The sequence below is a fragment of the Coriobacteriaceae bacterium genome (assembly GCA_025992705.1).
Lineage (GTDB): Bacteria > Actinomycetota > Coriobacteriia > Coriobacteriales > QAMH01 > QAMH01.
The window spans coordinates 538,675-563,471 of record DAJPGJ010000001.1 but is presented as its reverse complement, the minus strand read 5'-3'; the positions used below and the strand labels follow the sequence as shown (position 1 = coordinate 563,471).

The following is a 24,797-nucleotide window of genomic DNA, read 5'->3' as shown; positions in this document are numbered from 1 at the left end:
TTGATCTGATATTCGTCGTCTTTTATGCCACGAATTGGCTCGTCGCGCGCAGCACGACCTCAGGTTCTTCATCCGCGCGCACGCAATTTTCGGTGACGATGACCTCGGCCACGTCATCGGTGCTCGGCAGCTCGTACATCGTGTCCTGCAGGATGCTCTCGCAGATGGAGCGCAAGCCACGAGCGCCCGTGCCGCGCTCGATGGCCAGCTGCGCGATGGCATGCAGCGCGCCTTCCTCGAAGGTGAGCTTGACGTTATCGAAGCTGAACATGCGCTGGTACTGCTTGACGAGCGCGTTTTTGGGCTCGGTCAAAATGCGGACGAGGTCATCCTCGCCGAGCTCCTGAACGGAGGTGATGACGGGAATGCGACCCACGAACTCCGGAATGAGGCCGAAACTGTTGAGGTCTTCGGGGAGAACCTTCTGAAGAAGCTCGGACGACTCCTCGGCGTGCGGCTTGGCGACTTCCGAATTGAAGCCCACGCCGCGCTTGCCGATGCGTTCGCCGATGATCTTGTCGAGACCGACGAAGGCGCCGCCCAAGATGAACAGGATGTTGGTGGTGTCGATATGAATGAGCTCCTGCTGCGGATGCTTGCGTCCACCCGTGGGCGGCACGGCGGCATCGGTGCCCTCGATGATCTTGAGGAGAGCCTGCTGTACGCCCTCACCCGAGACATCGCGTGTAATCGAGAGGTTCTCGGCCTTGCGGGCGATCTTGTCGATCTCGTCGATGTAGACGATGCCCACCTGGGCACGATCGATGTCATTATCTGCCGCAGTGATAAGCTTGAGCAGGATGTTCTCGACGTCCTCGCCCACGTACCCGGCCTCGGTGAGCGCCGTGGCATCGGCGATGGCAAAGGGCACGTCGAGGATGCGCGCGAGCGTCTGGGCAAGCAGCGTCTTGCCGCAGCCCGTGGGGCCAAGCAGCATGATGTTGCTCTTGGCGAGCTCGACCTCGTCATCGTCAGAGCCAAGCCCCAGGGCTACGCGCTTGTAGTGGTTGTAGACGGCCACGGAGAGCGCCTTCTTGGCATCCTCCTGGCCTATGACGTACTGCGAAAGTTCATCATGGATTTCAATGGGCGTCGGCAGGGTCTCGAGCGTGATGAGGCCCTCGGAGCGCCCGGTTGCGGCGGGTAGCTCCTCGCCTCGTATACTGGCGTCTTCCTCATCGATGATGTCGGTGCAGAGCTTGACGCACTCGTTGCAAATGTAAACGCCTTCGCCGGCGATAAGCTTGTCTACCTCGTTCTGGGTCTTGCCGCAAAACGAGCAGCGCAGCTTACCGTCAAACCCATGTGGTCCTTCCGCCATGTGCTTAGTCCTTCTTCACTTCTTCGTCGAGCTTGGCAGCGGCACGGGACTTGACCACATCATCGACCAGGCCGTATGCCTTGGCCTCCTCGGCGGTCATGAAATTGTCCTTCTCGGTGTCCTCGCGAATGGTCTCGATAGGTTGACCCGTATGGGCGGAGAGAATCTCGTTGAGTTGCTCGCGCGTCTTTCGCATGAACTCGGCCATGATCTGGATATCGGTCTCCTTGCCCTGCGCACCACCGGACGGCTGGTGAATCATGACGGTGGAATTGGGTAGCGCGAAACGCTTGCCAGGCGCACCTGCCGCCAGCAGCACCGCGCCCATGGAGGCTGCCATGCCAATGCAGATGGTGCTCACATCCGGCTTGATGAACTGCATGGTGTCGTAGATGGCCAGGCCAGCGCTCACCGATCCGCCGGGCGAATTGATGTAGAGCGAGATGTCCTTGTCGGGATCGACGCTCTCGAGATGCAAAAGCTGCGCAATGACGGTATTGGCCGACGCGTCGGTGACTTCCTCGCCGAGGAAGATGACGCGATCGTTGAGCAGACGCGAATAGATGTCGTAGCTGCGCTCGCCGCGCGGCGACTGCTCCACGACATAGGGGATGAGCGTATCAGATGCGGGCTGGATGATATTCATGTTTATTCCTCACTACTAGGTGCGAATGCCCTTGAACAGCATCGCGACTTATATCTCGTCTTATGCCTCGTCATCCGTGCCATTGTCGATGGTAACGACTGCGTTATCCACCAACCACTTGGTGGCACGCTGACGTCTGATGGCCTCGCGGATGATGGACATGCGGCCAGCGTCCTCCCACGCCTTGCGCGTGGCCTCCGGATTGTTGGCGACGCTGAACTCCTTCTCGATGTCTTCCTCGCCGATGCTCATACCGAGATGCGTGAACAGTGCGTCGAGCGCCAGGCATTCCTCGGCCTCCTCGCGCGCCTGCGCCTCGAGGTCCTCCCTGAACTGCTCGCCCGTGATGCCGCGGCTCGACAGGAACTGGTCGAACGTGGTGCCCTGCTCCTGCAGGCTGTTGAAGAAGTCGCGCAGGATGTTCTCGCGCGTGTAATCGAGATAGGCGTCGGGGATGTCGCCCTTGATGCGGCGCGAAAGCTCAGTCACGCAGCGGCTCTCCTTGAGGCGCGGCAGCTGCTCGGCCTTGGTGCTGGTGATCTCGTTCTTGAGCTGCTCGACGAGCTCGTCGAAGGTGTCGAAGCCGACCTTCTTGGCGAATTCGTCGTCAAGTTCCGGCGTCTCCTTCTCGCGGACTTCCTTGACGGTGACGGTGGTGTGAATGGTCTTGCCGGCAAGGCTGGGGTCAAACTCCGTCGTGAAATCGAACTCCTTCTCGTCACCCGCCTTCATGCCGACGAGCTGCTCGGTGAGCTCTTGCGGCATCATCGGGCCACCGATCTCGACCAGACGGCTCTCGTTCGAAAGGGCATCGACGGACGCACCATCAGCCGTGGACGCGAGCTTGATCATCACGAAGTCGCCGTCCTTGGCGGCGCGCTCGACCGTCTCGAAGTTGTTGTAGTAATCCTGCAGGGCATGGAGTTGAATGTCGACGTCCTCCTGGGTTGCTTCCTCGGAGGGCATCTTGATCTCGACGGGATCGTAGGAGTCGAGCTCGACGCTCGGCTTGATGTCGCCGAACATCGTGAACTCGTAGTCCTCGCCATCTGCCGCGAGATCGTTCTCGTCGAACTCGGGGTCGCCGATGAAGATGATATCTTGCTCGTCGATGGCGCGCGGGGCGACATCGTTGATCATGTCAGAAGTGATCTGAGCATAGACTGCATTATGTCCGCCGAAGTTCTGCTCGATGACCTTGCGCGGCGCCTTGCCTGCGCGAAAGCCCGGGATACGGGTCTTCGAAAAGTCCTTGAATGCCTTGTCGATGTGCTTCTTGACTTCATCTGCAGTCATGTGAACGGTGACCTGCGTCTTGCCGTCTTCGCGGGTGCTCGTCGTGACTTCCAACGTTCCTCCAAAAATCCTCGCCATCATGGCGCCTTGAGAATGCGCCGAGGCGCTTCGGTCTATGGTGCGGGCGAAAGGACTCGAACCTTCACGGATTGCTCCACTGGAACCTAAATCCAGCGCGTCTGCCAGTTCCGCCACGCCCGCATGCATCGCACGTCAAGGCGCACGACAATGGAGCATTGTACCCCAGTTCACAGGCGTGCGCTGTTCCGTAGCGCATTTGTCATCAATTGATATATGTGCTGTATCTAGGAGTTCTTGAGGCGCACGGCAACCATGATGTCTCCCGCGCTCTCGCATGCGTCACAGCACTTCTCGAGTGCGGAGAGTACGCCGTAGAGGCCGACGGCGAAAAGTGCGTGCTCGAACTCGTCTTCCTCGGCCTTCTTGTAGATCCGATGCACGGACTCGATGTAGACATGGTCGCCCTCATCCTCATACTTATGGATCTCCTTGATGTAATCCTTGATGGACTTCGACTTCTTGAAGTGGGTGAATTTGTCGCAAGCGGCCTGAAGAGCGTGGGTCGTCTTCTGCACGATGTGAATCATCTCGATGATTTCTGGCGTGATGACGGTGATGTTGTGCATGTAGATACGCTGCAAGACGTCGTCGAGCTCGTCAACCACCGTATCGAGCTCATCGGCAAGCTCAAGGATATCCTCACGTTCGATAGGTGCGATGAACTCGAGGATGAGATTCTCGGTGATGGCCTGGACAACGCTGTCGGACTTCTCCTCGATCTCGTGCAGGACGTAATAATGCTCGAGAACTTCTGCCGGACTGATAGCACCCATGTGCTTTTCCTCGTCATAATGACTCGTCAGGTAATCGACAAGCGCATCGGCATATTCGACGGCGCAGTTGCCGATTTCCACGAACGCCTCGAAGTAGTCAAACTTATGCTTGTGTGCCATCGTCTCGCCTTTCTCGATTTGCCGACGATATATTGTACCCGATGAAGGAGCGTGGCAAGGTGGGGACGGGAGTGCATGGATGCCGTCGGGCGGACCAGACAGAAGTCGCCGGGGCAGAACTGTCTGGTTTCGAGGCATTTGTCACGAAACCAGACAGTTCTGCCCCGGCGACTTCTGTCCCAGTGGGACAAATGACCTGTCCCCTTGTCCCAGCCCCTCCCCGTCTCCACCGCCACCCGTCCAGGTACAATGTCGGCATGACTTCCAAGCAGGCAGACATATTGCAGCGCACATGGTCGGGCAAGGCGATTCTACTCGTCGACCTTGACGCGTTCTTTGCCTCCGTCGAGCAACTCGACCATCCCGAGTGGCGCGGCAAGCCGGTCATCGTCGGCGGTCGCGCCGATCGTCGCGGTGTCGTCTCCACCTGCTCTTACGAAGCCCGCACCTATGGAGTGCGCTCCGCCATGGCCTCGGCTGTCGCCGAGCGTCTGTGCCCGGACGCCATCTGGACGACGCCCCACTTCGAACGCTATCACGAGATGTCCCGCGCCGTCATGGATATCCTCTATGCCGAATCGCCGTTGCTCGAGCAGGTCTCCATTGACGAGGCCTTTCTCGACGTCACTCCCGGGCGCTTCACGGGAGATGATCCCGTGGCTATCGCCATGCGTATCCAGGAACATGTCGCCGAGCTGGGTGTCACGTGCTCGATCGGCGTGGCAAGCGGCAAGACGGTCGCAAAGATCGCCTCCGACCTCGATAAGCCCCAAGGTCTCACCGTGGTGTACCCGGGAAGCGAGGCGGCATTTCTCGCCCCCATGAAGATTCGCGTCATGTCCGGCATCGGCAAGCAGAGCGTAAAGCGTCTCGAGGCGGTAGGCATACGCACTCTCGGAGAGCTGGCTGCTGCGGATGTGGAGACCCTACGTCCCATCTTTGGCGTGAACGCACCGGTCATGCGCGACCGGGCCGCGGAAATAGACGAGCGTCCCATCGTGACCGAACGCACGCTTAAATCCGTGAGCCACGAGCGCACCTTCGCAAGCGACCTCACCACCCGTGCCGAAATCGAGGATGCCGTCGATTTTCTGGGATCGATGGTCGGTCGGCGTCTACGGCGCAAGCAGCTTGCGGGTCATACGGTCACGCTCAAGCTGCGCTATGACGACCTGTCGATACGCAGCGCCCAGCAAGGATTGGGCGCCAACATCGACGACGAGGGCGTCTTCATTCCCGTCGCCAAGAGGCTCATCGGCGAAATCTGGCAAGAGGGCGATGCCGTGCGCCTCGTCGGTGTGGGCATATCGGGATTCGACACGCAAGACGAGCAGCTCGACCTGTTTGCGAGCGCCGAGACCGAACAGGGCAACGCCGAGGCCATTGCCGCAGCGGACAAGGTACGCGACAGGTTTGGCGATGGAGCGCTCAAATTTGGTCGCGAGCTCAAGCTCAAGGCCAAGGACACCGGCACCCGCGGCATGAACGACGGTCATTTGTGAGCTGTAGGTAGACGGTACGGGCATACAGGGCCGGCAGGTTTGCGAGTGAAGTGGCCAAGACCCGTACGCTTGCGCTCATCTGTCCAGATCGACAACCGCATATTCGATTTTCACCTGCGGTTCAAGCAAATCACCTGGCATGCAGTGGAGCACGCGCGCAAGCGACTGAACATTGTGCGCGGCGGCTCTGTTTATGTCCTTTGCCCCCTGCTCGTATTGTTGGATTGCGCGAATCCCCACACCCGACCGGCGCGCGAGCTCGGATTGCGACAGACCGGCAATGAGACGGTATTCGCGCAGGCGCGAGACGTGTTCGACTTGCAAAGCCCTTTGATCCGCGGCCTCGGCAAAACGCTCTTCTGACTCCTCGTGAAACGTCGGATACATCCGAAGCGCGTCCTCCATGGTCAAGAACTCATTGATATTCGAAAACGTCCGATTACTCGCCCATTGATAATACGCGAGTGCCCAGCCGCACCAATATTCGGGAGTGAGGCCGGATGGGCCATAGTCCACCAGGGGCATTTTGCCCTGTGCCCAGACATCGACGAGCTCTCCTGCCGTCAGAGGTTCTTCGACAGGCGAAAGACCGACACACTCTGCCACCCGCAGAGCAAGCTCGATGCCCGACATGCCGACAATGACCCGGGGTGACCCTGTTTCGAATTCCCTTGCGAATGTCGTCACGGTAAAAAGCGTCCAAAAGCGCCCGAGATCGATGCTGAAGGCTTGGGATGCGTAATCCGTCATCTCGCCTAGGGTTTCCATCGCGTCCATGAGGTAGGTCTCAGCGTAAGCATGCATGAAGGTCATCCTCCTCCAGTGTCATGAGGGTGCTGATATATAGTGCGGGTTTTGCAAGCTCACCATGCTCCTGAACGCTTGCCAGTTCTCGAAAATCTCTGCGCGCCTTATCGTCGCGCGCTGTTCGCTTTGCCCAGTAGACAGCGCTTTGCGCGGGCTCGCACGACACGAAATCGAGCGCATCGAAGGCACGGGGGCTCTTGACCATGTGTTGCTCCCCCAGCTCGCCAAGGCGCATTGCGCGAGAGAGCTGTTCGAGCGTAATCTCGTTGCGTAGGAACGCGCGTGCGAAGCCGAAATACGAGTCATCGGCACGATAGCCCTTGATGACATCTGCTGACGAAACATCAATCGAAAAGTGTTTCTTGAGCCATGCATCCCCTTGGACCATGACGGGACTCGCGAGCCGAATGGTCCGATTCTGGAGAAGCAGGGTGAGCCAATGAAGGATGTTGAACGGACCGCTATTCAAGTCGAGAACGTCGAGCGACTCCATATCAATCGCATAGGTATTCGCAAAGCCACTATGTCCCTGCTGGCACGCCCACTCCTTGGCAAGTTCCAAGCTGCGCGTGCAATAGAACCCACGCCCGTAGTCATTGTGCGGTTTGCACCTATCGATGCTTGGCCCCCTTACCACCATCGATGATCCATGATGAAGATGGATTATGCTCATGTTTGTCCTTACTATGACTCTACAGAGTCATAGTATATCACGTGTGCTCTATGTATCAGGGGGTCTGGCTCCCTGCCACACATATGCAACGGCGACGCGCACGCCGCGCAATCCTACCCAAGGATCTTCTGCGCAAGCGCCGGAGCATCGCTCGCGTCAAAACTAAAGAGCACTTCCTCCATGTTGGCCTCGGGACGTACGAACGCCATGTCGACATGCTCGCAGGCGCCCGAGGACAGCAGCGCGTAGGCATAGCACTGCGCCTGCAGGACGTAACGCTCGTGCAGGTCCTCACCCTGTCCGCTCGTGCCCGTCTTGTAGTCGATGACCAGGGCTCCCCCTTCGCCGTCAAAGCATATGAGGTCAATGTAGCCTTCGAGCGGAATGCCTTCGACATCGACGCAGAACGCGTACTCCGCATGGCGACGCTCGTGCTCCTGCACCATGGCGTAACGCTCCGATGAGACCCAGGCGGCGACCGCGTTGGCAAGCCGCGTGCGTTGCTCCTCATCGAGCCCATAGCGATGCGCGGTGGCGAGCATGCGACGCTCAATGCCGCGTTCATCGGCACGCGGAACCGACGCAAGCCATTGCGCGACAAGGTGAAATGACGAACCGACGGGGCTGACCGTCTCGACATCCTGAGAGCGATCATGCAAGGTAACTGCGGGAGCGACAAGCTCACGGTGTTGCGCATCGCGATGCGCAATCGAGGAATACGAGTAGATTTGCCTGCGATCAAGCGGCTGCGCCGAAATACGCGGTGGCAGCTCAAAAACCGGATAACGATGCGTGACGACGAGCGAGTTCTCTTTGTCGTCTGCCTGCTCCTCTTGCACCCCGTAGGGAACTTCGGTGATGGCAAGCTCCACGAGCGCCCCGGCATCTGTCCTGATCCTTGCATGCTGCGTGGGAATCTCCTTGCCAAACACCGCGTGCAGGCAGCTGCTCGTGAGGCCCGCAGACAAGTCGCCCTTGGATGCGAAAGCGCCATCATGTGCCACGAGGATGAGTTTGTCTCGCGCACGCGTGAGCGCGACATAGAGCAAACGCTGCTGCTCCTGTGCATCGCGCAGCTTCTTGAGCTGATGGGCATGAGCCCGATGCTCGGCGACCTCGCTGGCAAAGGCGAAGGAGCCAGGGTCCTGGTTTTCGTCGGCAAGGTAGCGTGCGGCGGCGCTCGACCCCGTAACGCCAAGCGCGAGATAGCGTCTGCCCTCCTCGGAAAGCGAAATGAGCGATGCACCGGTATGACGCGCGCTCTTTTCGAACTCCGCAACGGCAACGATGGGAAACTCCAGACCCTTGGAGCTATGAATCGTCATGATGCAGACGGCATCCTGACCCGAGCTTACGAGTGTTCCGAGCTTGGCACGAGCGCCCTTGCCCTCACGAGCGAGATCGACGAGGCTGCGGAAATAGGCGCTCATGGCAAAAGGCGCATGTCCGTGAAGCTGCTCGTAGTCTTCGATGAGATCACATGCGCGCTCGATATTCGCAAAAACCGCACCGCCCTCGATACCGCGCGCAGACAGCGTGGCTTGCCAGCCGGAAAGCGCGATGGTCTCTCGCACGAGCTGAGCGAGAGGGATGCTCGGTGAGACAGCAAGCGCATACTCGAGCGTATCGAACGCACGCGCGAGCGCCTCATCGGCATCGTCCTGCGCTTCCTCGATATATAGGCAGAGCGCGTCATAGAGCGAGGACTTGGCGCGTGACTCACCGGGCAAGAGCCTGAGGCGCTGGCGGTTGATGACCGACAGGACGAGCAGCGCGTCATCGCTTGCGTTGAAGAAGTCCGAGCCGAGCAAATCGAAGAGCGCCTCGTCATCATCACGGTCTGCCAAAACGCGTAGCAACATGACAACGGTCAAAACCTCAGGCTGCAAGAAGAAGTCCGAGCCGCCCGAGACGATGACCGGTATGCCGCGTTTGCGCAGCTCGCGCAGGTAGGGACCTGCCTTGGCGCCCTTCGTCGACTGGAGCAGAATCGCCATGTCGCCATACGGGGCGCCTTGTGCGTGTAGGCGCTCGAATTCATCGGCAAGCGCCACGGCATCGGCCTGGCGCAACGCGTCAACCGAAGTTCTTCCCTGCCCCTTTTCTGCCTTGTGACCGGCCGAGAGGAGTATCTTCACACGTGGCTCGTCTGGCAGAAGCCATGACGGGTTGAACCCTTCCTCGCGACCCGAACTCACCTTGAGGAACTCCCCACCGAAGAACTCCGGTTTGGAGAAGATGTCCTCGACGAAACGCAGGATGTCGGGTTGCGAACGATAGTTAACGGTGAGTTCGACCTCGTTGGAGCCGCGCTCGCGCATCATGGCACGCGTACGCTGGTATACCTCGAGGTCGGCCCCGCGAAAGCCGTATATTGATTGCTGCGCATCACCCACTGTGGCCAGCGTCGCAAGGTCCTCGTCGCATATCTTGCTCACGATGCCAACCTGCAAGTTGTCCGTATCCTGGAACTCGTCGACCATGACGGAGTCGAAGCTCTCGCGATATGTCCGCGCTAGTTCATCGTCTTCGTCGAGCAGCTTGTACGTCGCGATGAGCAGGTCATTTGTATCGAGCGCACCTTGCGCTTGCTTGAGCGCACGATGGCGCTCGAGATGCTCTGCCGCAAGGTCGAGCGCCGCCCGCAGAAGCTCGTACGCACTCGCAGACTGTGCCTCAGCTGCGACCTCGAGCAGAGCATCTCTGCATTCGGCGAAGATGCCGTTATAGGGTGCGGAGAGATTGCCTCCACCTGGTGGCCTGCACTCCTCGATGGCGTTGGCAAGCGCGCTCCAGGAAGGAGTGCCCTTTTGGCTGGCAAGCAGCGCCTCGAGAGCCGCTGCTACCGCAGCGACCTTATCGCGATTCTGGACATACGTTATCTTGCCCTCGGGAAGTCCCAACTCGTCGAGCTCGGCAAGTGCCCCCTGATACGTGGCGAGGAGCCCTTGCACGCGACTGGCGATGACGCGAGCCGGCGCAGGAGCTGGCCCCAAATCGAAATCATCCCTGCCGCCCGGCGCGAGCATGAGCAATTCTGACAGGCTGTTGATGAGCTTCGTCGCGCTCTCGACACCAAGATTGTCGAAAAGCAAGATGAGACGCGCGTCCTTTGCGTTGTCCTGTAACAACGCATCGAGCGCGAGGGCGGAAAGCGCCTGCGTCTCGTCCTCGGTGAGCAAGTTTGCACCTGGGTCGACACCGACATCGAAGGCATGCGAAAGCAGTATGCGGCGGCACATCGAATGGATGGTTGATATCCAGGCGGCGTCAATCTTGAGGGACTCTTCGTCAAGCCCCTGTGCACGCAACTCGGCGCGCACGCGGCCGATAAGCTCGCCTGCAGCCTTGTTGGTAAACGTGATGGTGAGCAGTCGATCGACATCGCCGATGAGCGGCCCCGACTCTTGCGAGAGACCGTATGCGATGCGCTTGGTGAGCGTAAAGGTCTTGCCCGTGCCGGCGCCAGCCTGGATGAATAACGGCTCGTGGGCACTTTCGACCGCAGCTTGTTGACTAGGGGTAAGAGGCATCAGGCACCTCTCCTGGGACAAAACGAAGCCGCCTTGCAGTACTCGCACACGTCGCTCGAGAGCGGAGCCGGCGCAATGTCACCCGCACGGAGACGCTCGACACATGATGCGAGCACATCCTCGACACGCGTGAGATACGCATCGTACCCCTCGTCGCTACCGGCACGAGGCAACGCATCGAAGTCCTCGCGTAGTTGCTCGGTGTCACCCCACGGTATGCCGCGCGCATAGACACCGCGCAACGCGTTCTTGGCATATGAACGATAGACGGAGCCAACGACGTGAAGTGGCGTGCCGAGCGCCGCGAAGTGCCGCTCGACAAGCGTGGCATATATGTCGGTCTGGATGCGCTGCGGCAGCTCGTCGTCACGGCCGAAGCCGTAGCCAGCAGAAAGGCCACTGAGCTTGTAATCGATGATGACGGCGTTTCCCTCCGCATCGACATCGACGCGATCGACCTTGCCACGCACAGGCACGCCGGCGTATTCGAGAAGCTGCTCTGAGGAACGGCCAAGCTCAAGCTCAAAGTAGATAGGGATGAAGCCCGGCAAAAACGTGGCATCACGACGCACGAGGTCGAAGACCTGTTGACGCAGCTCTTCGCACGCGCATGAGTCGTATTCGGTGCGCAGGTAGAGACCCCGACGCTCGCGCGACTGGTCATCTTCAAGTTGCTGGTCGAAGGCCTTGTTGGCAATGGCAAGCGCCTCGTCCACGTTCTGCTCCGTCACGCGATCATGCCCGGCCTGCTTGAGACAACGGTAGAAACGCTCCATGGTCGCATGAACGAGATTGCCCTGAGCGGCTGCATCGAATGTGACGTCCATGCCGTTGTAGCCCACGCGCCGACATGCAAACCAACGATACGGACAGCGGTAATAATCCTCGAGAGCCGTAGGCGAAAACGTCAGGGGCTTGTCCTTGAGATCGTGTGTCAGGTCCTTCTTCATCGCAGCCAATGCAAGCGAACCGCGCGTAACCGAGACATCGTCATGCGGCCCCTCGCTCGCGAAGAAGACGTCAGCCTCGTTCAACGCAAGCAGCCATGGCCTGAGAGCTTGCGGGACAGCCTGGACGGAAAGCCCCGCTTCGTCTTCCTCGGAACTGCGATACGCGGCGACGAGCTCCTCGAACAGCGCGCTCGGACAGCTTTCGTCACCACCTGCATCGTGTGTCGTGCGCGTAAAGGCAAAGCAACCCTCGCACGATTCGATGGCGTTGAGCAGCATAATACGCTGGTCGCGGGCAAGCGTGTCTGCGCGCTCGATGCCAAGCTTGCGCATGAGCGCGTCGAACGGGCCGCCCTGCAATGCCATCGGATAATGACGCGCATCCAGATCACATAGAATGATGGCACCCGCGCGAATGGTCCCGAGCGCGCCCGGATCGACGATGCGAAGGGCCTCCTCCTGGTTGCCGTATGAGCGATTGAGCATGACGGGAAGACTCGCCATCTCATCGGCATCGGGCTCGCAGATGAAGCGCTCGCAGAGCTCAAGATAGTCCAGCAAAGCCTCGGCTGCCGCGCAGTCGTCGACAAGCGTGTCGACATCGAGCTGCGCCGAGCGTGCGTGCTCGAAGAGAAGCCTGACGCGATCGGCGCGCGAAGCATCGATGAGCTGCACGAGAGGTTCAAGACGCTCGCGCGTGATGGCAGCGCTCGCATTGCCCTGGGCGAAGCCCTCGCGCACGTCGCGCATTCTCTTGTATGGCACCGAGCCGGCTTGTTCGCGCCAGCGCATTTGCAAGGCACGAGCATCTTGGGTAGGTACCCCCGCATAAGGACCACACAGCACATCGACGAAGGGTTCGAAGGGCGCATCATCACCCGCCTGCACGATCGTCTCGAGCGCAAAGAACGCAGCGCCCAGACCCGTGCGCGCACAAGGCACGGCAAACTGCGTGGCAAAGGGAACACCCGCACGCGCAAATGCATCATGCAAACGCGGGTATGCATCGGCAGCGTTGGCGCAGCAAACGAGCATGTCCGCATACCCGATGCCGGTTTCCTCGTGCATGCTGCGCACGAGACCCGTGACCACATCGCTTGCGACATGCGCGCCGTGAGCCTCGCCCACACGCACGTGGCCTTGCGCCCGAGCACCGCCCTTGCCCGTGAAAAGGCACTGGCGCAAGGCAAGGAGCTCGTCGTCTTCTGGCAAAGCGCCCGCGTTAATGTCGAGATGCTGCTGAAGGACGGAAACTGACGCGCCTGGCTCGATCCCGGCGATGAAGCGGCGCAGATGTGCGCTATGCAAGTCGGGGGCTTCGAAGACTAGGTGCATGCCCCGACAGACGCCCTCTTGCATGAGCACGTGCTCGGCCTGGGCAAGCTCGACAAGGCCTTCATGCTCGAGCTTTGCCTCATAGAGCGATACGAGCTCCATGAGCTTTGACTCCGAGCTCGATAACGCGGTGCTCGGGCACAGCCCCGGATAGATGGCTTCCTCGACAAACGCGGCAAGCTGCGTGACGAAGTCAGGAGAGGGCGAGGCATCGAAGAGGGCAACCTGCGTGACAAGCGGGCGCAGCAAGACCTTGCGCTCGGCAGGTGCCACGATGGTGGAGCCATCACCGTAGACATCCCAGAGCTGGCTCACGAACTGCGCATGCGTCACGACATCGACACCAGTGCCAATAAGCGTGCGGAGCTGCAGCTTGCGCTGCTGCCCCCATGCATGCGAGGGTACGATGAGCGTGGCAGCGGCACCTTCGCCTTGTGCGCGCAGCAAAGCAGCGTTACTCGCCTCAAGCAGCGCGTCAAGCGTGCTGACCGTCGTTACCCCCATCGCGCAGACCTTCTAGTGGCTCGCGTCGACGATGTCGAGAAGCTCGAGCGGACTATCGATGATGAAATCGGGATATTCTTCCTCAAGCGTAGCGAAATCCCTGAAGCCCCAGGTGCAGGCAACGCTCGTGCATCTGGCGTTCTTGCCCGTGCGTACGTCGGGTTGAGAGTCGCCTACGAACCATGCTTCCTGCGGCCGTGCGCCGAGCTGCTCGAGCGCCTTGAGAGCCATGGCAGGGTCTGGCTTGGGAGCGATGCCCTCGACGCGACCAACCGCGACGGGAATGTAATCTGCGAACCAAAGTTTGCGCAGAGCCTCGGTCTCGGGTTGAATCTTGTTGCTCACGATGGCCATCTTGATACCGCGATCCTTGAGACCGGCGAGTAGCTCCATGATGCCCGGATACGGATGCGTCGCATCATTGCAATGCGCCTTATAGTGCGCGTTGAAATCATCGAAGACGCGCTGAAACTCGGGCGAGCCCGTTACGAAGGCGTGCTTGGTGAGAAGCTCGATGAGCACGATGGAGCCGTACCCGGCCGCCTCGCGCGTCTCGTCGAACGTGACGAGTGGAAGACCCGATTGCTCGAGCGCGTAGTTGACGCTCACCTGCAGATCATCGAGCGTATCGAGCAAGGTGCCATCCATATCGAAAAGTACTGTATCCACAACGCATCCTTTCTTTAGGTGCCAAAGATTCTACCGCAGGGCTGTGACATTTTTTTATCATGCGCCGCGGGTATGGGTAAATCGCGCTACACTGCAGATCATGAACGACGAAACCGGACTCATACTGGCATCAGGATCGCCCCGGCGCAAGGAACTGCTTGCACGGATGGGTCGCACGTTTCGCGTCGTCGTAAGCGATGCTGACGAGATTGCCCCGAAGGACATGGTGCCCGTTGACGTTGCCATGCACAACGCGCGTGCCAAGGCGCTCGCCGTCGCTTCTGGACAGCCCGCCAGCGCAACCGTCATCGGCGCCGATACCATCGTCGTGCTCGACGGGCGCGTCTTCGGCAAACCGCTCGACGAACGCGATGCCCATCGCATGCTTCGTGAGCTGTCGGGCAAAACGCACCAGGTCATCACAGGTGTTGCCCTCGCGCACGAGGGCAATTGCGAAACCTTCGCGGAAATCACCGACGTTTGCTTCAGAGAGCTTTCCGACGAGGAAATCACGGTGTATGTCACCACAGGAGAGCCGCTCGATAAAGCCGGCGCCTACGGCATACAAGGTGCGGCCGGCGCCTTCGTCGACCACATCGAGGGCGATTATGACAACGTGGTTGGGTTACCTGTCGCACGTCTAGAGCGAGCGCTTGATCTTAAGGGCGGCGATGAGGTAGACAACGGGTAGAATGGCAAGCGCTAGCGCATAGAGCAGTGCCGTGACCACGTACTGCGGCGTCATCGCAAGAGCATATCCCAAGAACGCAACGACAAGCACGAGCGCGATGATTGCCATGACGATGGCAATCATGACCTTGCTCGGATGCTTGGCAACGTAAATCGCAATGACGGCAGGCGGGATGAGCGCGACGCCGCACGCAAGAGCCGTGCCATACAAGTACGCGCCCAAAAGCCCGATATCGGGCATGAGCGCCGCCACATCGGCGACGCGGATGAGCTGCACGATGCAAAACGCGATGAGGATGATTGCGATAACGAGCATCGCGACGCCGAGACCCGCCAACACGCGATGTCCCCAGGTCTTCTCGAAGGTGAGAAGGTCGGGGTTGTCGCGATCGTCGGTGAGGACCGACGGATCGACGGGCTGCGGTTCATGTTCATGACCCGAATGACCGGGCGTCCTGCCCGTCCGCGGGGTCTCGCGATAGTCGCTGTAATTCTCCATACGTCTTGCCTAACTTTGCACGATGGTCTTCTCGCCGCATGACGGGCACTTCACGGCAATTTTGCCCTTGCCAGCCGGCACACGCATCTGCTGTCCGCAAAACGAGCAGCTCAGATATTTGTAGCCGGCATCGGCATTTGTCTTGTCCTTGGTCTTGCCCTTGCCTTTTGACGAGATGTCCTTAGAGGAGGCGCGCTTGCGCTCTGCACGGCGCGTGCGACGCCGCAGAAAAGCCTCGTTCTCACGCCGGCGCGCATCCGCATTACGCGACAGCATGCGAAAGAGCATGAGGACAAGCAGAATGAGCCCGACCCAATTGAGGATGGTCGATAGCCATGCGATCCACACAAGGCGCAGCATGTTGGCGAGGACGCCACAGAGGATCGAGAAGATCCACATGACGACCACGCCAACGCTCATGGCTTGGCCTAGCTGGTCAAAGCCGTAGCGCCCTTGCATGAACTTGTAGAGCCATGCGCTGATTCTGTTCATAAACTACTTGAGCGAATCGATATGCTCGACGATGTCGCCGATGGTCTCGAGACCCTCGGGCTCGCCGAAATCGATGCCCTCGGCATCCTCGATATCGCAGATGAGCTCAACGAGGTCGAGCGAATCGATATCGATGGAATCAAGCGTGGTGTCTTCCTCGACCTGCTCCGGCTCAATGGAGAGGTTGTCCTCGAGAATCTTCCTGATGGTGTCAATGGTAGCCATGGTTCTCCTTTCGTCATGGGCAGCATAACGAAACGTCACGTCTCTGGCAACGGGGGATGAGGCACGTTGCTCAGTAGTTCACGTGCCAGAAGGTGAGGCCGCAGGCGGGAGCGGTCTCGCCCGCAGCGCCACGATCACGCGCCGCCAGAACCTCGGCGACCCAGGTGGGGTCGCGATGCCCAGCACCCACCTGTACGAGTGTGCCGACGATGGTGCGTACCATTGAATGCAGGAAGGCGTTGCCGATGACCTTTATCACGAGGCATTCCTCCCCCATCTGTTCCTCAACCTCAATGGATACCTCGTTCACGCAGCGCATGGTTGTCTTACCTTCGGCACTTGCCGTCTTGCAAAAGGACTTGAAGTCATGCTCGCCAATGAGATGAGCAACACCCCGGCGCATGGCCTCAATATCAAGCGAGCCCTTGCGCCACCAAGCATAGCTGCGCAAGAACAGCGGCGGAACTGAGCCCGTCACGATGCGATACCGATACTCGCGACTCTTGGCATCGAAGCGAGCAGAAAACGTGGGCACATCAAAACGCACGGACTTGATGGCAATGTCATCAGGCGTGAGTGCGTTGAGCGAGATGACAAGGCGCGATGGCGCGACGCCCTCAAGCTCGGCCTCATCGAGCACGCATGACACGACTTGCCCGAGCGCATGCACGCCCGCATCGGTGCGCCCCGCGCACACCGTCTCGACGGGATGCCGAAAGTAGGTTGCAAGCGCCCGTTCGAGCTCGCCTTGAATCGTGACGACATGCTCGTCCTTCTGCTTGGCAAACCCCGCATATGCCGTGCCGTCATAGGCAATGGTGAGCACGAGCGATTGCTGTGGCATCTCCGCCTCCCTTACAAGAACACGCAGAGCGCGACGATTGCAACGATGCCGATGATGAGCGTCGCGATGTCTGCCCCAGAAAGCGTTGCCACATTCATGCGCGTGCGTCGTCCGCCCGCATAGCAGCGTGCATCCATGGCATCGGCAAGATCGTCGGCACGCCTGAAGAGGCGCACGAAGAGCGGAATGAACACGGGTATCCATGCCTTGAGACGCACGAAGAGGTTGCCATCATCGAAGTTGGCACAACGCGCCTTCTGGGCGAGCTGAATCATCTGCGCCTCACGCGCCGTCGTGGGGATAAAGCGCAGGGCAATCGATATCATCATCGCAATATCATCGACCGGCACGCCAAAGCGCCTCAAAGGCCCAAAGATGCGCAGCATCGCATCGGTGAGCTCCATCATCGATGACGTAAAGGTGAGCAGCGAGCAGATGAGCACGAGCAGCACGATGCGCAGGGCGAAGAAAAGGCCACGTGCCAGGCCATCAAGCGTGATGCCGAAACTGCCAAAGAGCACCCACTGCTGCGTGAGCCCCAAGGAACCTGCCTGGCTCAAGCCCGGCGCCGCTGCCGATCCCAGACTGATGCTGAACGCATGCACGACGATGGTGAACACCAGGATGAAGATGATGGGGATGAGGCCCCGTGCCGCCTTGGTGACGGGAACATGCGCCATCATGTAGAGCATCGTCACGAACGCCGTGACAATGAGCAGACCCAGCCAGCTCTCGACAAAGAAGACGGCAATAGAAAAAACGCAGGCCAAGATAATCTTGACCTGCGCATTCAAAGTGTGGACGGGACTCGTGCCGGGAATGTAGGTGCCAAAGGCAAGCGCCTGCGCCATCTTTACCCCCGATACGCACTCTGGCCGTTACTCAGCCTCGTGCTTCTCCGACTCCTCGACGGTCTCCTCGAAGGCAGCCTCGTCACCGGCAACGGGATTGACGTCGTCGATAAGCTCCTTCTCCTCCTCGGAGACCTCTTCCTTGATCTTCTCGATGTTCTCGGCCTCGGCCTTTGCGACCTCTGCCTCCTGCTCCTCGAGAACAGCCTCTTCGATGGAAGCCTCGTCCTCGGCCTTCTCGGCCTCGACGGCATCCTCGCGGACATCGGTCTCGGCGTCGGCGTCGATACGGTCGGCCTCGCCCTCGGCGAACTTTTCGATGTCGTCCTTCTTGTCCTCGGGCTTCGCGGCCTTCTTGGCAGCGGACTTCTTGCTGCCCTTGGCAGGCTTGTCGTCGGCCTTGGCCTTCGGGGTCACGGCCTCCTCGACGAGCTCGAGAATCGCCATGGGGGCATTGTCGCCCTTGCGCGGACCAAGCTTCAGGATGCGGGTGTAGCCACCGTTGCGGTCGGCCCACATGCCCTGCTCGGCCTTCTCGAAGACCTCGCGGACGAGCTCCTTGTCGCCCAGGGCGGCGATGGCCAGACGACGAGAATGCAGGTCGCCCTTCTTGGCCCAGGTAATGATACGCTCAACGGTGCCGCGGACTTCCTTGGCACGCGTGACCGTGGTCTTGATGCGGTCGTTGGTGAACAGCGCAACCGCGAGGTTCTTTTTCATGGCCTTGGTATGGCTGGCGTCGGTACCCAGCTTGCGGCCCTTCTTGTAATGCCTCATTGAATCTCCTACGTACTAAAGCTTCAAGCTGAGGTCCATCGACTGAAGCTTGTCCTTAACCTCTTCGATGGACTTGGCGCCGAAGTTGCGGATGTTGAGCAGGTCGTTCTCGGAATACTCGACCAGCTGGCGCACCGAGTGGATGCCGGCGCGCTTCAGGCAGTTGTACGAGCGAACCGACAGATCGAGGTCCTCGATCTGCTTCTCGAGCTCGGTGTTCTTGCTCGGGCCCTCGGGGGCGAAGATGCTCGTCACCTCGACCTCCTCGTTGCTCTCGTCGAGCGACAGGAAGGCCATCATGTGCTGGTTGATGATGTTGGCGGACTGGCAGACGGCATCGACGGGGCTGATGGCGCCATTGGTCTCGACCTCGAGAATGAGCTTGTCGTAGTCGGTGCGCTGTGCGACACGGGTATCCGTGACGTCCATGGTGCAACGACGAATCGGCGAGAACAGCGAGTCGACGTGGATGATGCCGATGGGATCCTCCGGGCGCTTGTTGCGCTCGGCAGGGACGTAGCCACGGCCAACGCCAATGCGGACCGACATCTCAAGCTGCGCGCCCTCGGAGAGCGTCGCGATGACGTGATCCGGATTGATGAGCTGGAACTCGGTGGGAACTTCCAGATCGGCGCCCGTGACCACGCAGGGGCCCTGCGCGGAAAGCGTGGCGGTAGCCTCCTCGCCACCGGCAAAGGGGGCGAAGACCAGGCCTTTGATATTCAAAACAATGTCGGTGACATCCTCGACAACGCCGGGAGCAGACGTGAACTCGTGCTGCACGCCCTCGATCTTGATGGCGGTTGCCGCAGCGCCGTCCAGGGAGGACAGCAGGACGCGACGCATACCATTGCCGAGCGTCTGGCCGTAGCCACGCTCGAGCGGCTCCATGACGAACCGCGCAATGTTGTCATCGACTTGCTCGACGGTGATATTGGGCTTCATGAACTCAGTCATTAAGTAGCCTCCTCGAGACTTTAATCGGATAGGACAGGGTAAGAATTACTTCGAGTAGAGCTCGACGATGAGCTGCTCCTGGATATCCAAGTCGATTTGGTCTCGTGTCGGCAGCGAGATGACGTTGCCCTGCAGCTTCTCGATGTCAACCTCGAGCCAGGCGGGAACCTGAACGCGCTCGTTGGAGATGAGGGCGCTCTTGATCACGAGAAGCTCCTTGGCTGCCGGGGCGATTGCCACGAGATCGCCAGGGCTCACGCGATACGACGGGATGTCGACGCGCTTGCCGTTAACCGTGATGTGACCATGCGTGACCGTCTGACGGGCCTCCTTGCGCGTACGCGCAAAACCCAGGCGGAACACGACGTTGTCGAGACGGGACTCGAGAATCCTCATGAGGTTCTCGCCCGTAACGCCCTGCATGCGACGGGCCTTGTGGAAGTAGCCGCGGAATTGCTTCTCGAGTACACCGTAGATGAACTTGGCCTTCTGCTTCTCGCGAAGCTGGCGACCGTACTCGCTCTCCTGACGACGGCGCTGCTTGGGCTGCTTCTTGGATTCCTTGGTATAGCCCAGAACGATGGGATCGATGCCAAGCTGGCGGCAGCGCTTCAGAACCGGGGTCCTGTTAATTGCCATGACGTATTACCTTTCTAAGCTAGACGCGACGACGCTTGACCTGACGGCAACCGTTGTGCGGAATGGGCGTGCAGTCCTGGATGCTCGCAACTTCCAGACCAGCTGCCTGGAGCGAGCGGATGGCGGTCTCGCGGCCGGAGCCGGGGCCCTTCACGAACACGGAAACCTTCTTGAGACCGTGCTCCATGGCCATCTTGGCGGCCTTCTCGGCAGCCATCTGCGCCGCGAACGGCGTGGACTTGCGGGAACCCTTGAATCCAACCGTGCCAGCGGACTGCCAGGAAATGACGTTGCCACGGGTATCGGTAATGGAAACGATCGTGTTATTGAACGTGCTCTTGATGTGAGCCTGACCAACCGTGATGTTCTTGCGGTCTGCGCGACGAACGCGGGTCGTGTTCTGTTGCTTCTTAGCCATGTTGTCCTCTCACCTAGCCCCTCTTCTTAGCGCCGATCTGGCGACGCGGACCCTTGCGGGTACGAGCGTTGGTGTGAGTACGCTGACCACGAACAGGCAGGCCACGACGATGGCGCAGGCCACGATAGCAGCCGATCTCCATCAGTCGCTTGATGTTCTGCGACGTCTCGCGACGCAGGTCACCCTCGACCGTGTAGTTCGCATCGATATTGTCACGAAGCTTGACGACCTCTTCTTCGGTGAGGTCGCGCACGCGCGTGTCAGGATTAACGCCGGTCTCCTCGCAAATCTTCTTTGCGCGGGTGAGACCGATACCATAAATGTAAGTCAGACCAATCTCCACGCGCTTGTCGCGCGGAAGGTCGACACCGAGTATACGAGCCAATGTCGCTCCCCCTCTTAGCCTTGACGCTGCTTATGGCGCGGGTTCTCGCAAATCACGAACACCTTGCCATGACGCCTGATGATCTTGCACTTATCGCACATCTTCTTTACTGAAGGACGTACTTTCATGATGTCCTTACCTTTCCGAAAGTGTTTACACTTCGTTTTTATCGTTACGCCCAGCCGCAGGCGGTAATTTTCTTGCTCAGACGACAGGGGTGCCCAGGCACCCCACGCATTGCGGTATGCCGCAATCCTTACTTATAGCGATAGGTGATCCTGCCACGGTCGAGATCGTACGGCGAAAGCTCCACCGTCACCTTGTCACCCGGAAGGATCTTGATGTAATGCATGCGCATCTTGCCTGAGATATGGGCCAGAACCTGATGGCCATTCTCAAGCTCGACTTTGAACATCGCGTTGGGGAGCGGCTCGATGACCTTTCCCTCTAGTTCAATGGCATCCTCTTTGCTCACGAATACAACTCTCCCATTTGAATCACGGCAAACGTAATGAAACATACTACTTCAAACGAAGCGGCAATTCCAGATTTTTTTGCGAACGTTTATTTGGTCAGGACGAGCGGGCCATCCTTGGTGATGGCTATGGTTCGCTCGAAGTGCGCTGCGGGCTTTCCATCACATGTGACGACTCCCCATCCATCCGATATGGTGCGTACGCGCGGAGACCCGCTCACCGCCATCGGCTCGATTGCGATGACCATGCCTTCCTCGAGTTTCACGCCCTGGCCGGGAACGCCGTAGTTGAGGACGTTGGGAGGCTCGTGCATCCTACGCCCGATGCCATGGCCCGAATACTCGCGAATCACGTTGAAGCCGGCATCTTCGATGACCTTCTGTATCGCATGTCCGATATCACCCAGATGATTTCCGGGAAACGCCTGGTCAATGCCCGCCCACATAGCCGCAAGCGTCGCAGAGAGAAGATCCTGATGCTGCTTGTCATGCGTGCCGACGATGAAGGTCTCGGCATTGTCGCCAACCCAGCCATCGACAATCGCGCCCGTATCGATCGAGACGACATCGCCATCTTCGAGGATGACGTCGGGGCTCGGAATGCCGTGCACCACCATGTCGTTCACCGAGGCGCAGATAGTGGCGGGAAAGCCACCATATCCTTTGAACGCCGGGGTTCCGCCTGTTTCGACGATGCACTTCTCGGCAGCCGCATCGAGCTCGGCCGTACTCACACCTGGCCTCATAAGCGAACCGACCACCTCGAGTGCTTGCGCACTCAGGTGGCCGGCTGCCTTCATTGCATCAATTTGGGCAGGCGATTTAATCTTGACGCCGTCGCGGCGAAAGCGCTTCATGGCAGCTATTTGCCAATCGCCGTCTTGAGATCCTCGAAGACCATATCGGGAGACTGGCCACCATCGAGCTCGATGAGGATGCCGTTGCCACGATAGTAATCGATGAGCGGGCTCGTCGACTTCTCGTAGACGGCAAGGCGATTGCGGACCGTCTCCTCGTTGTCGTCGGCGCGCTGGTACATCTCGCCGCCGCACTTGGGGCAGACGGCGCCCGTCTCGACCGTTCCGGGATAACCGCAATCGCGGCAGACACGACGCTGCGACATACGCGCGATGAGCGCCTCGGGGTCGACCTCGAGGGCAATGGCGTAATCGAGCTTCTGGTCCAGGTTGGCAAGCACGCTATCGAGCGCGACCGCCTGGGCCGGCGTGCGCGGAAAGCCGTCGAGCAGGAAGGATGCCTCGGGATCAGCCTTGAGCCTTTCCTCGACCAAGCCGATGACGACCTCATCGGGCACAAGCTCTCCGGCGTCCATGTAGGACTTCGCCTTGAGGCCGAGCTCGGTACCCTCCTTGACGGCGGCGCGAAGCAGATCTCCCGTGGAAAGGTGCGTGAAGCCGAACTCATCGACGAGACGCGCGGATTGAGTTCCCTTTCCAGCGCCCGGAGCGCCCAGGAGTACGATATTCATAACAATCTCCTCAGTCTATTTGAAGAAGCCGTCGTAGTTGTGCATCTTCAACTGGCTCTCCAGCTTGGTCATCGTGTCAAGCGCAACGCCGACCATGATGAGCACGGAGGTGCCGCCGAACAGCTGGATCAGGGTGTTGCCCGTGAACGAGTACAGGATGGACGGGATGATCGCGATGGCCGCGAGGAACATCGCGCCCGGAAGCGTGATGCGGTTGATCACGTTCTTGATGTACTGCACGGTCGCACCACCCGGACGCACGCCCGGGATGAAGCCGCCGTTGTTCTTCAGGTTATCCGCCGTCTCCTGCGGGTGATAGATCATCGACGTGTAGAAGTACGCGAAGAAGACGATCAGACCAAAGGTTAGGATCCAGTTGCCCCAACCAGCCGAGCAGAAGTTGGCGACAGCCTGCAGCCAACCCGCGTCGCTAAAGAACGCGGCGATCTGGGCGGGCAGGTACAGCAGGGCAGACGCGAAGATGATGGGAATGACGCCCGAGCCGTTAACCTTGAACGGCAGGTACGTGGACTGGCCGCCCATGACCTTGCGGCCCACGACGCGCTTGGAGTACTGCACCGGAATGCGGCGCTGACCACGCTCGATGAAGACGATGCCCGGAATCGTGATGAGGATCACGGCGATGATGAGCACCGTCATGAGAATGCCCTGCATCTGATCGGTGGCATTCTGGATCGAATCAAGCAGCGCGCTTGGGAGTCGCGCGATGATGTTCGCGAAGATGATGAGCGACATGCCGTTGCCGATGCCGCGCTGTGTGATGAGCTCGCCCATCCACATGATGAGCGCCGTGCCCGCCACGAGCGTGACGATGATGATCGTGCTGATGAGCCATGTGGGCATGCCCGTCGTGGAGAAGTCGACGCCGAAGGCGTTCTGGAACAGGACCAGGTAGCCGATGGCGTTGATCAGGCCGAGCACGAGCGTGAGATAACGCGTGATGCGCGTGACCTTGCGCTGCCCAGCCTCGCCCTCCTTCTGCCAGCGCTGCAAGGCGGGGATGATGCCCTGCATGAGCTGCATGATGATGGACGCGGTGATGTAGGGCATGATGCCGAGCGAGAACACCGAGAAGTACTCGAGTGCGCCACCTGAGAACAGGTTGAGCATGAGCAGGCCGGCGTTCGTGCTCGTGTCACGGAAGTTCGACACGAGGTCGGCAAACGGGATGCCGGGGACGGGGATAAACGAGCCAACACGGTACAGCGCTATGATTGCCAGGGTGAAGAAGATCTTGTGACGGAGCTCCTTCACCTTCATTGCGTTAATGAGTGCGTTGAGCACGGCTACTCGACCTTTCCTCCGGCCGCTTCAATCTTGGCCTTAGCAGAAGCGGAAACCTTGTCGACCTGAACCGTCAACGCCTTGGAAATCTCGCCATCGCCGAGAACCTTAACGAGTGCATCGGCATGCTTGATGATGCCCTTCTCGACAAGCGTCTCGCCGTTGACGGTCTCGCCGGCAGCGTACTTCTCGTTGAGACGACCGACGTTGACCGGCACGTACTCCTTGCGGTTGATGTTGCGGAAACCGGGGAGCTTGGGAAGGCGCATCGCGAGCGGCGTCTGGCCACCCTCGAAGCCCGGGCCCTTGGTGCCACCGGCACGCGAGGCCTGGCCGTTCATACCGCGACCGGACGTACCACCGTGACCGGAACCATGGCCGCGACCTACGCGCTTGCGCTTCTTCGTCGAGCCCTCGGCTGGTTTGAGTTCAGAAAGATCCATGATGTCTCCTTTTTCGCATTCATCCGCTTGATGCGGATGAAGCCGGCTGCTCGCCGCCGGCTGACTTCCTCATCGTGGGCTGCACCCGATGATGCAGC

At 59.6% G+C, this 24,797-nt stretch carries 26 protein-coding genes, 1 tRNA gene and 1 pseudogene; 2 read left to right on the top strand and 26 right to left on the bottom strand.

Translation table 11 applies throughout. The features are described 5' to 3' along the window. Positions 1-22: 22 nt before the first annotated feature. From clpX to OIM11_02495, 5 genes are all read right to left on the bottom strand, one after another. The gene (clpX, locus tag OIM11_02515) at positions 23-1,321 is read right to left on the bottom strand and encodes an ATP-dependent Clp protease ATP-binding subunit ClpX (GenBank protein ID HJJ00011.1); all 1,299 of its coding nucleotides are present in this window, start codon (positions 1,319-1,321) and stop codon (positions 23-25) included. Between the two features lie 4 nt (positions 1,322-1,325). Then, on the bottom strand, positions 1,326-1,967 hold the full coding sequence (clpP, locus tag OIM11_02510) for an ATP-dependent Clp endopeptidase proteolytic subunit ClpP (GenBank protein HJJ00010.1): 642 nt from the start codon (positions 1,965-1,967) through the stop codon (positions 1,326-1,328). Positions 1,968-2,027: 60 nt separating this feature from the next. Further along, complete coding sequence (tig, locus tag OIM11_02505) at positions 2,028-3,317, bottom strand: trigger factor (GenBank protein ID HJJ00009.1); 1,290 nt, start codon at positions 3,315-3,317, stop codon at positions 2,028-2,030. Between the two features lie 62 nt (positions 3,318-3,379). Beyond that, a tRNA-Leu gene (locus tag OIM11_02500) sits at positions 3,380-3,464 on the bottom strand. A gap of 104 nt (positions 3,465-3,568) precedes the next feature. Then, complete coding sequence (locus OIM11_02495) at positions 3,569-4,237, bottom strand: DUF47 family protein (GenBank protein HJJ00008.1); 669 nt, start codon at positions 4,235-4,237, stop codon at positions 3,569-3,571. A gap of 281 nt (positions 4,238-4,518) precedes the next feature. On the opposite strand from OIM11_02495, the gene dinB reads away from it, so the two are divergent. After that, complete coding sequence (gene dinB, locus OIM11_02490) at positions 4,519-5,739, top strand: DNA polymerase IV (protein HJJ00007.1); 1,221 nt, start codon at positions 4,519-4,521, stop codon at positions 5,737-5,739. A gap of 75 nt (positions 5,740-5,814) precedes the next feature. Here dinB and OIM11_02485 read toward each other — a convergent pair whose 3' ends face one another. The 5 genes from OIM11_02485 to OIM11_02465 all read right to left on the bottom strand — a co-directional run bounded on the left by OIM11_02485 (position 5,815) and on the right by OIM11_02465 (position 14,210). Continuing rightward, complete coding sequence (locus tag OIM11_02485; protein ID HJJ00006.1) at positions 5,815-6,516, bottom strand: helix-turn-helix domain-containing protein; 702 nt, start codon at positions 6,514-6,516, stop codon at positions 5,815-5,817. 10 nt (positions 6,517-6,526) lie between these two features. Continuing rightward, positions 6,527-7,219, bottom strand: a complete 693-nt coding sequence (locus OIM11_02480; GenBank protein ID HJJ00005.1) for a DUF3990 domain-containing protein — start codon at positions 7,217-7,219, stop codon at positions 6,527-6,529. Positions 7,220-7,332: 113 nt separating this feature from the next. Next, complete coding sequence (locus OIM11_02475) at positions 7,333-10,752, bottom strand: UvrD-helicase domain-containing protein (protein HJJ00004.1); 3,420 nt, start codon at positions 10,750-10,752, stop codon at positions 7,333-7,335. Further along, positions 10,752-13,541 carry a PD-(D/E)XK nuclease family protein gene (locus OIM11_02470; GenBank protein ID HJJ00003.1) on the bottom strand — a complete coding sequence of 930 codons (2,790 nt, stop codon included), beginning with the start codon at positions 13,539-13,541 and terminating at the stop codon, positions 10,752-10,754. The genes OIM11_02475 and OIM11_02470 overlap by 1 nt, the downstream gene beginning before the upstream one ends. Positions 13,542-13,553: 12 nt before the next feature. Next, positions 13,554-14,210, bottom strand: a complete 657-nt coding sequence (locus OIM11_02465) for an HAD family hydrolase (GenBank protein HJJ00002.1) — start codon at positions 14,208-14,210, stop codon at positions 13,554-13,556. A 100-nt stretch (positions 14,211-14,310) separates the two neighbouring features. On the opposite strand from OIM11_02465, the gene OIM11_02460 reads away from it, so the two are divergent. Continuing rightward, the gene (locus OIM11_02460) at positions 14,311-14,901 is read left to right on the top strand and encodes a Maf family protein (GenBank protein ID HJJ00001.1); all 591 of its coding nucleotides are present in this window, start codon (positions 14,311-14,313) and stop codon (positions 14,899-14,901) included. Here the strand turns inward: OIM11_02460 and OIM11_02455 are convergent. From OIM11_02455 to rplO, 16 genes and pseudogenes are all read right to left on the bottom strand, one after another. After that, on the bottom strand, positions 14,851-15,399 hold the full coding sequence (locus tag OIM11_02455; GenBank protein ID HJI99999.1) for a hypothetical protein: 549 nt from the start codon (positions 15,397-15,399) through the stop codon (positions 14,851-14,853). The genes OIM11_02460 and OIM11_02455 overlap by 51 nt on opposite strands. Positions 15,400-15,408: 9 nt before the next feature. Continuing rightward, positions 15,409-15,891 (bottom strand): hypothetical protein, encoded by a 483-nt coding sequence (locus OIM11_02450; GenBank protein HJI99998.1) that lies wholly within the window; start codon positions 15,889-15,891, stop codon positions 15,409-15,411. A gap of 3 nt (positions 15,892-15,894) precedes the next feature. Continuing rightward, complete coding sequence (locus tag OIM11_02445) at positions 15,895-16,116, bottom strand: phosphopantetheine-binding protein (GenBank protein HJI99997.1); 222 nt, start codon at positions 16,114-16,116, stop codon at positions 15,895-15,897. 70 nt (positions 16,117-16,186) lie between these two features. Then, positions 16,187-16,960 carry a tRNA pseudouridine(38-40) synthase TruA gene (truA, locus tag OIM11_02440; GenBank protein HJI99996.1) on the bottom strand — a complete coding sequence of 258 codons (774 nt, stop codon included), beginning with the start codon at positions 16,958-16,960 and terminating at the stop codon, positions 16,187-16,189. Between the two features lie 11 nt (positions 16,961-16,971). Then, the gene (locus OIM11_02435; GenBank protein HJI99995.1) at positions 16,972-17,811 is read right to left on the bottom strand and encodes an energy-coupling factor transporter transmembrane protein EcfT; all 840 of its coding nucleotides are present in this window, start codon (positions 17,809-17,811) and stop codon (positions 16,972-16,974) included. Between the two features lie 402 nt (positions 17,812-18,213). Further along, positions 18,214-18,588 (bottom strand): annotated as a pseudogene (gene rplQ / locus OIM11_02430) (50S ribosomal protein L17). A 15-nt stretch (positions 18,589-18,603) separates the two neighbouring features. After that, the gene (locus OIM11_02425; GenBank protein ID HJI99994.1) at positions 18,604-19,545 is read right to left on the bottom strand and encodes a DNA-directed RNA polymerase subunit alpha; all 942 of its coding nucleotides are present in this window, start codon (positions 19,543-19,545) and stop codon (positions 18,604-18,606) included. A 45-nt stretch (positions 19,546-19,590) separates the two neighbouring features. Continuing rightward, positions 19,591-20,184 (bottom strand): 30S ribosomal protein S4, encoded by a 594-nt coding sequence (gene rpsD / locus OIM11_02420; protein ID HJI99993.1) that lies wholly within the window; start codon positions 20,182-20,184, stop codon positions 19,591-19,593. A 19-nt stretch (positions 20,185-20,203) separates the two neighbouring features. Continuing rightward, positions 20,204-20,602 (bottom strand): 30S ribosomal protein S11, encoded by a 399-nt coding sequence (gene rpsK / locus OIM11_02415; GenBank protein HJI99992.1) that lies wholly within the window; start codon positions 20,600-20,602, stop codon positions 20,204-20,206. A 13-nt stretch (positions 20,603-20,615) separates the two neighbouring features. Then, the gene (rpsM, locus tag OIM11_02410; protein HJI99991.1) at positions 20,616-20,987 is read right to left on the bottom strand and encodes a 30S ribosomal protein S13; all 372 of its coding nucleotides are present in this window, start codon (positions 20,985-20,987) and stop codon (positions 20,616-20,618) included. A gap of 14 nt (positions 20,988-21,001) precedes the next feature. Then, positions 21,002-21,115: a 50S ribosomal protein L36 gene (gene rpmJ, locus OIM11_02405; protein HJI99990.1), complete on the bottom strand. Its 114-nt coding sequence runs from the start codon at positions 21,113-21,115 to the stop codon at positions 21,002-21,004. 128 nt (positions 21,116-21,243) lie between these two features. After that, positions 21,244-21,462 (bottom strand): translation initiation factor IF-1, encoded by a 219-nt coding sequence (gene infA, locus OIM11_02400; GenBank protein HJI99989.1) that lies wholly within the window; start codon positions 21,460-21,462, stop codon positions 21,244-21,246. An 89-nt stretch (positions 21,463-21,551) separates the two neighbouring features. Then, on the bottom strand, positions 21,552-22,319 hold the full coding sequence (gene map / locus OIM11_02395) for a type I methionyl aminopeptidase (protein HJI99988.1): 768 nt from the start codon (positions 22,317-22,319) through the stop codon (positions 21,552-21,554). A gap of 5 nt (positions 22,320-22,324) precedes the next feature. Continuing rightward, positions 22,325-22,951 (bottom strand): adenylate kinase, encoded by a 627-nt coding sequence (locus OIM11_02390; protein ID HJI99987.1) that lies wholly within the window; start codon positions 22,949-22,951, stop codon positions 22,325-22,327. 15 nt (positions 22,952-22,966) lie between these two features. After that, a complete protein-coding gene (gene secY / locus OIM11_02385; GenBank protein HJI99986.1) occupies positions 22,967-24,256 on the bottom strand; it encodes a preprotein translocase subunit SecY in 1,290 nt (429 codons plus the stop codon). A gap of 2 nt (positions 24,257-24,258) precedes the next feature. Beyond that, positions 24,259-24,699: a 50S ribosomal protein L15 gene (gene rplO, locus OIM11_02380; GenBank protein HJI99985.1), complete on the bottom strand. Its 441-nt coding sequence runs from the start codon at positions 24,697-24,699 to the stop codon at positions 24,259-24,261. Positions 24,700-24,797: the final 98 nt, after the last annotated feature.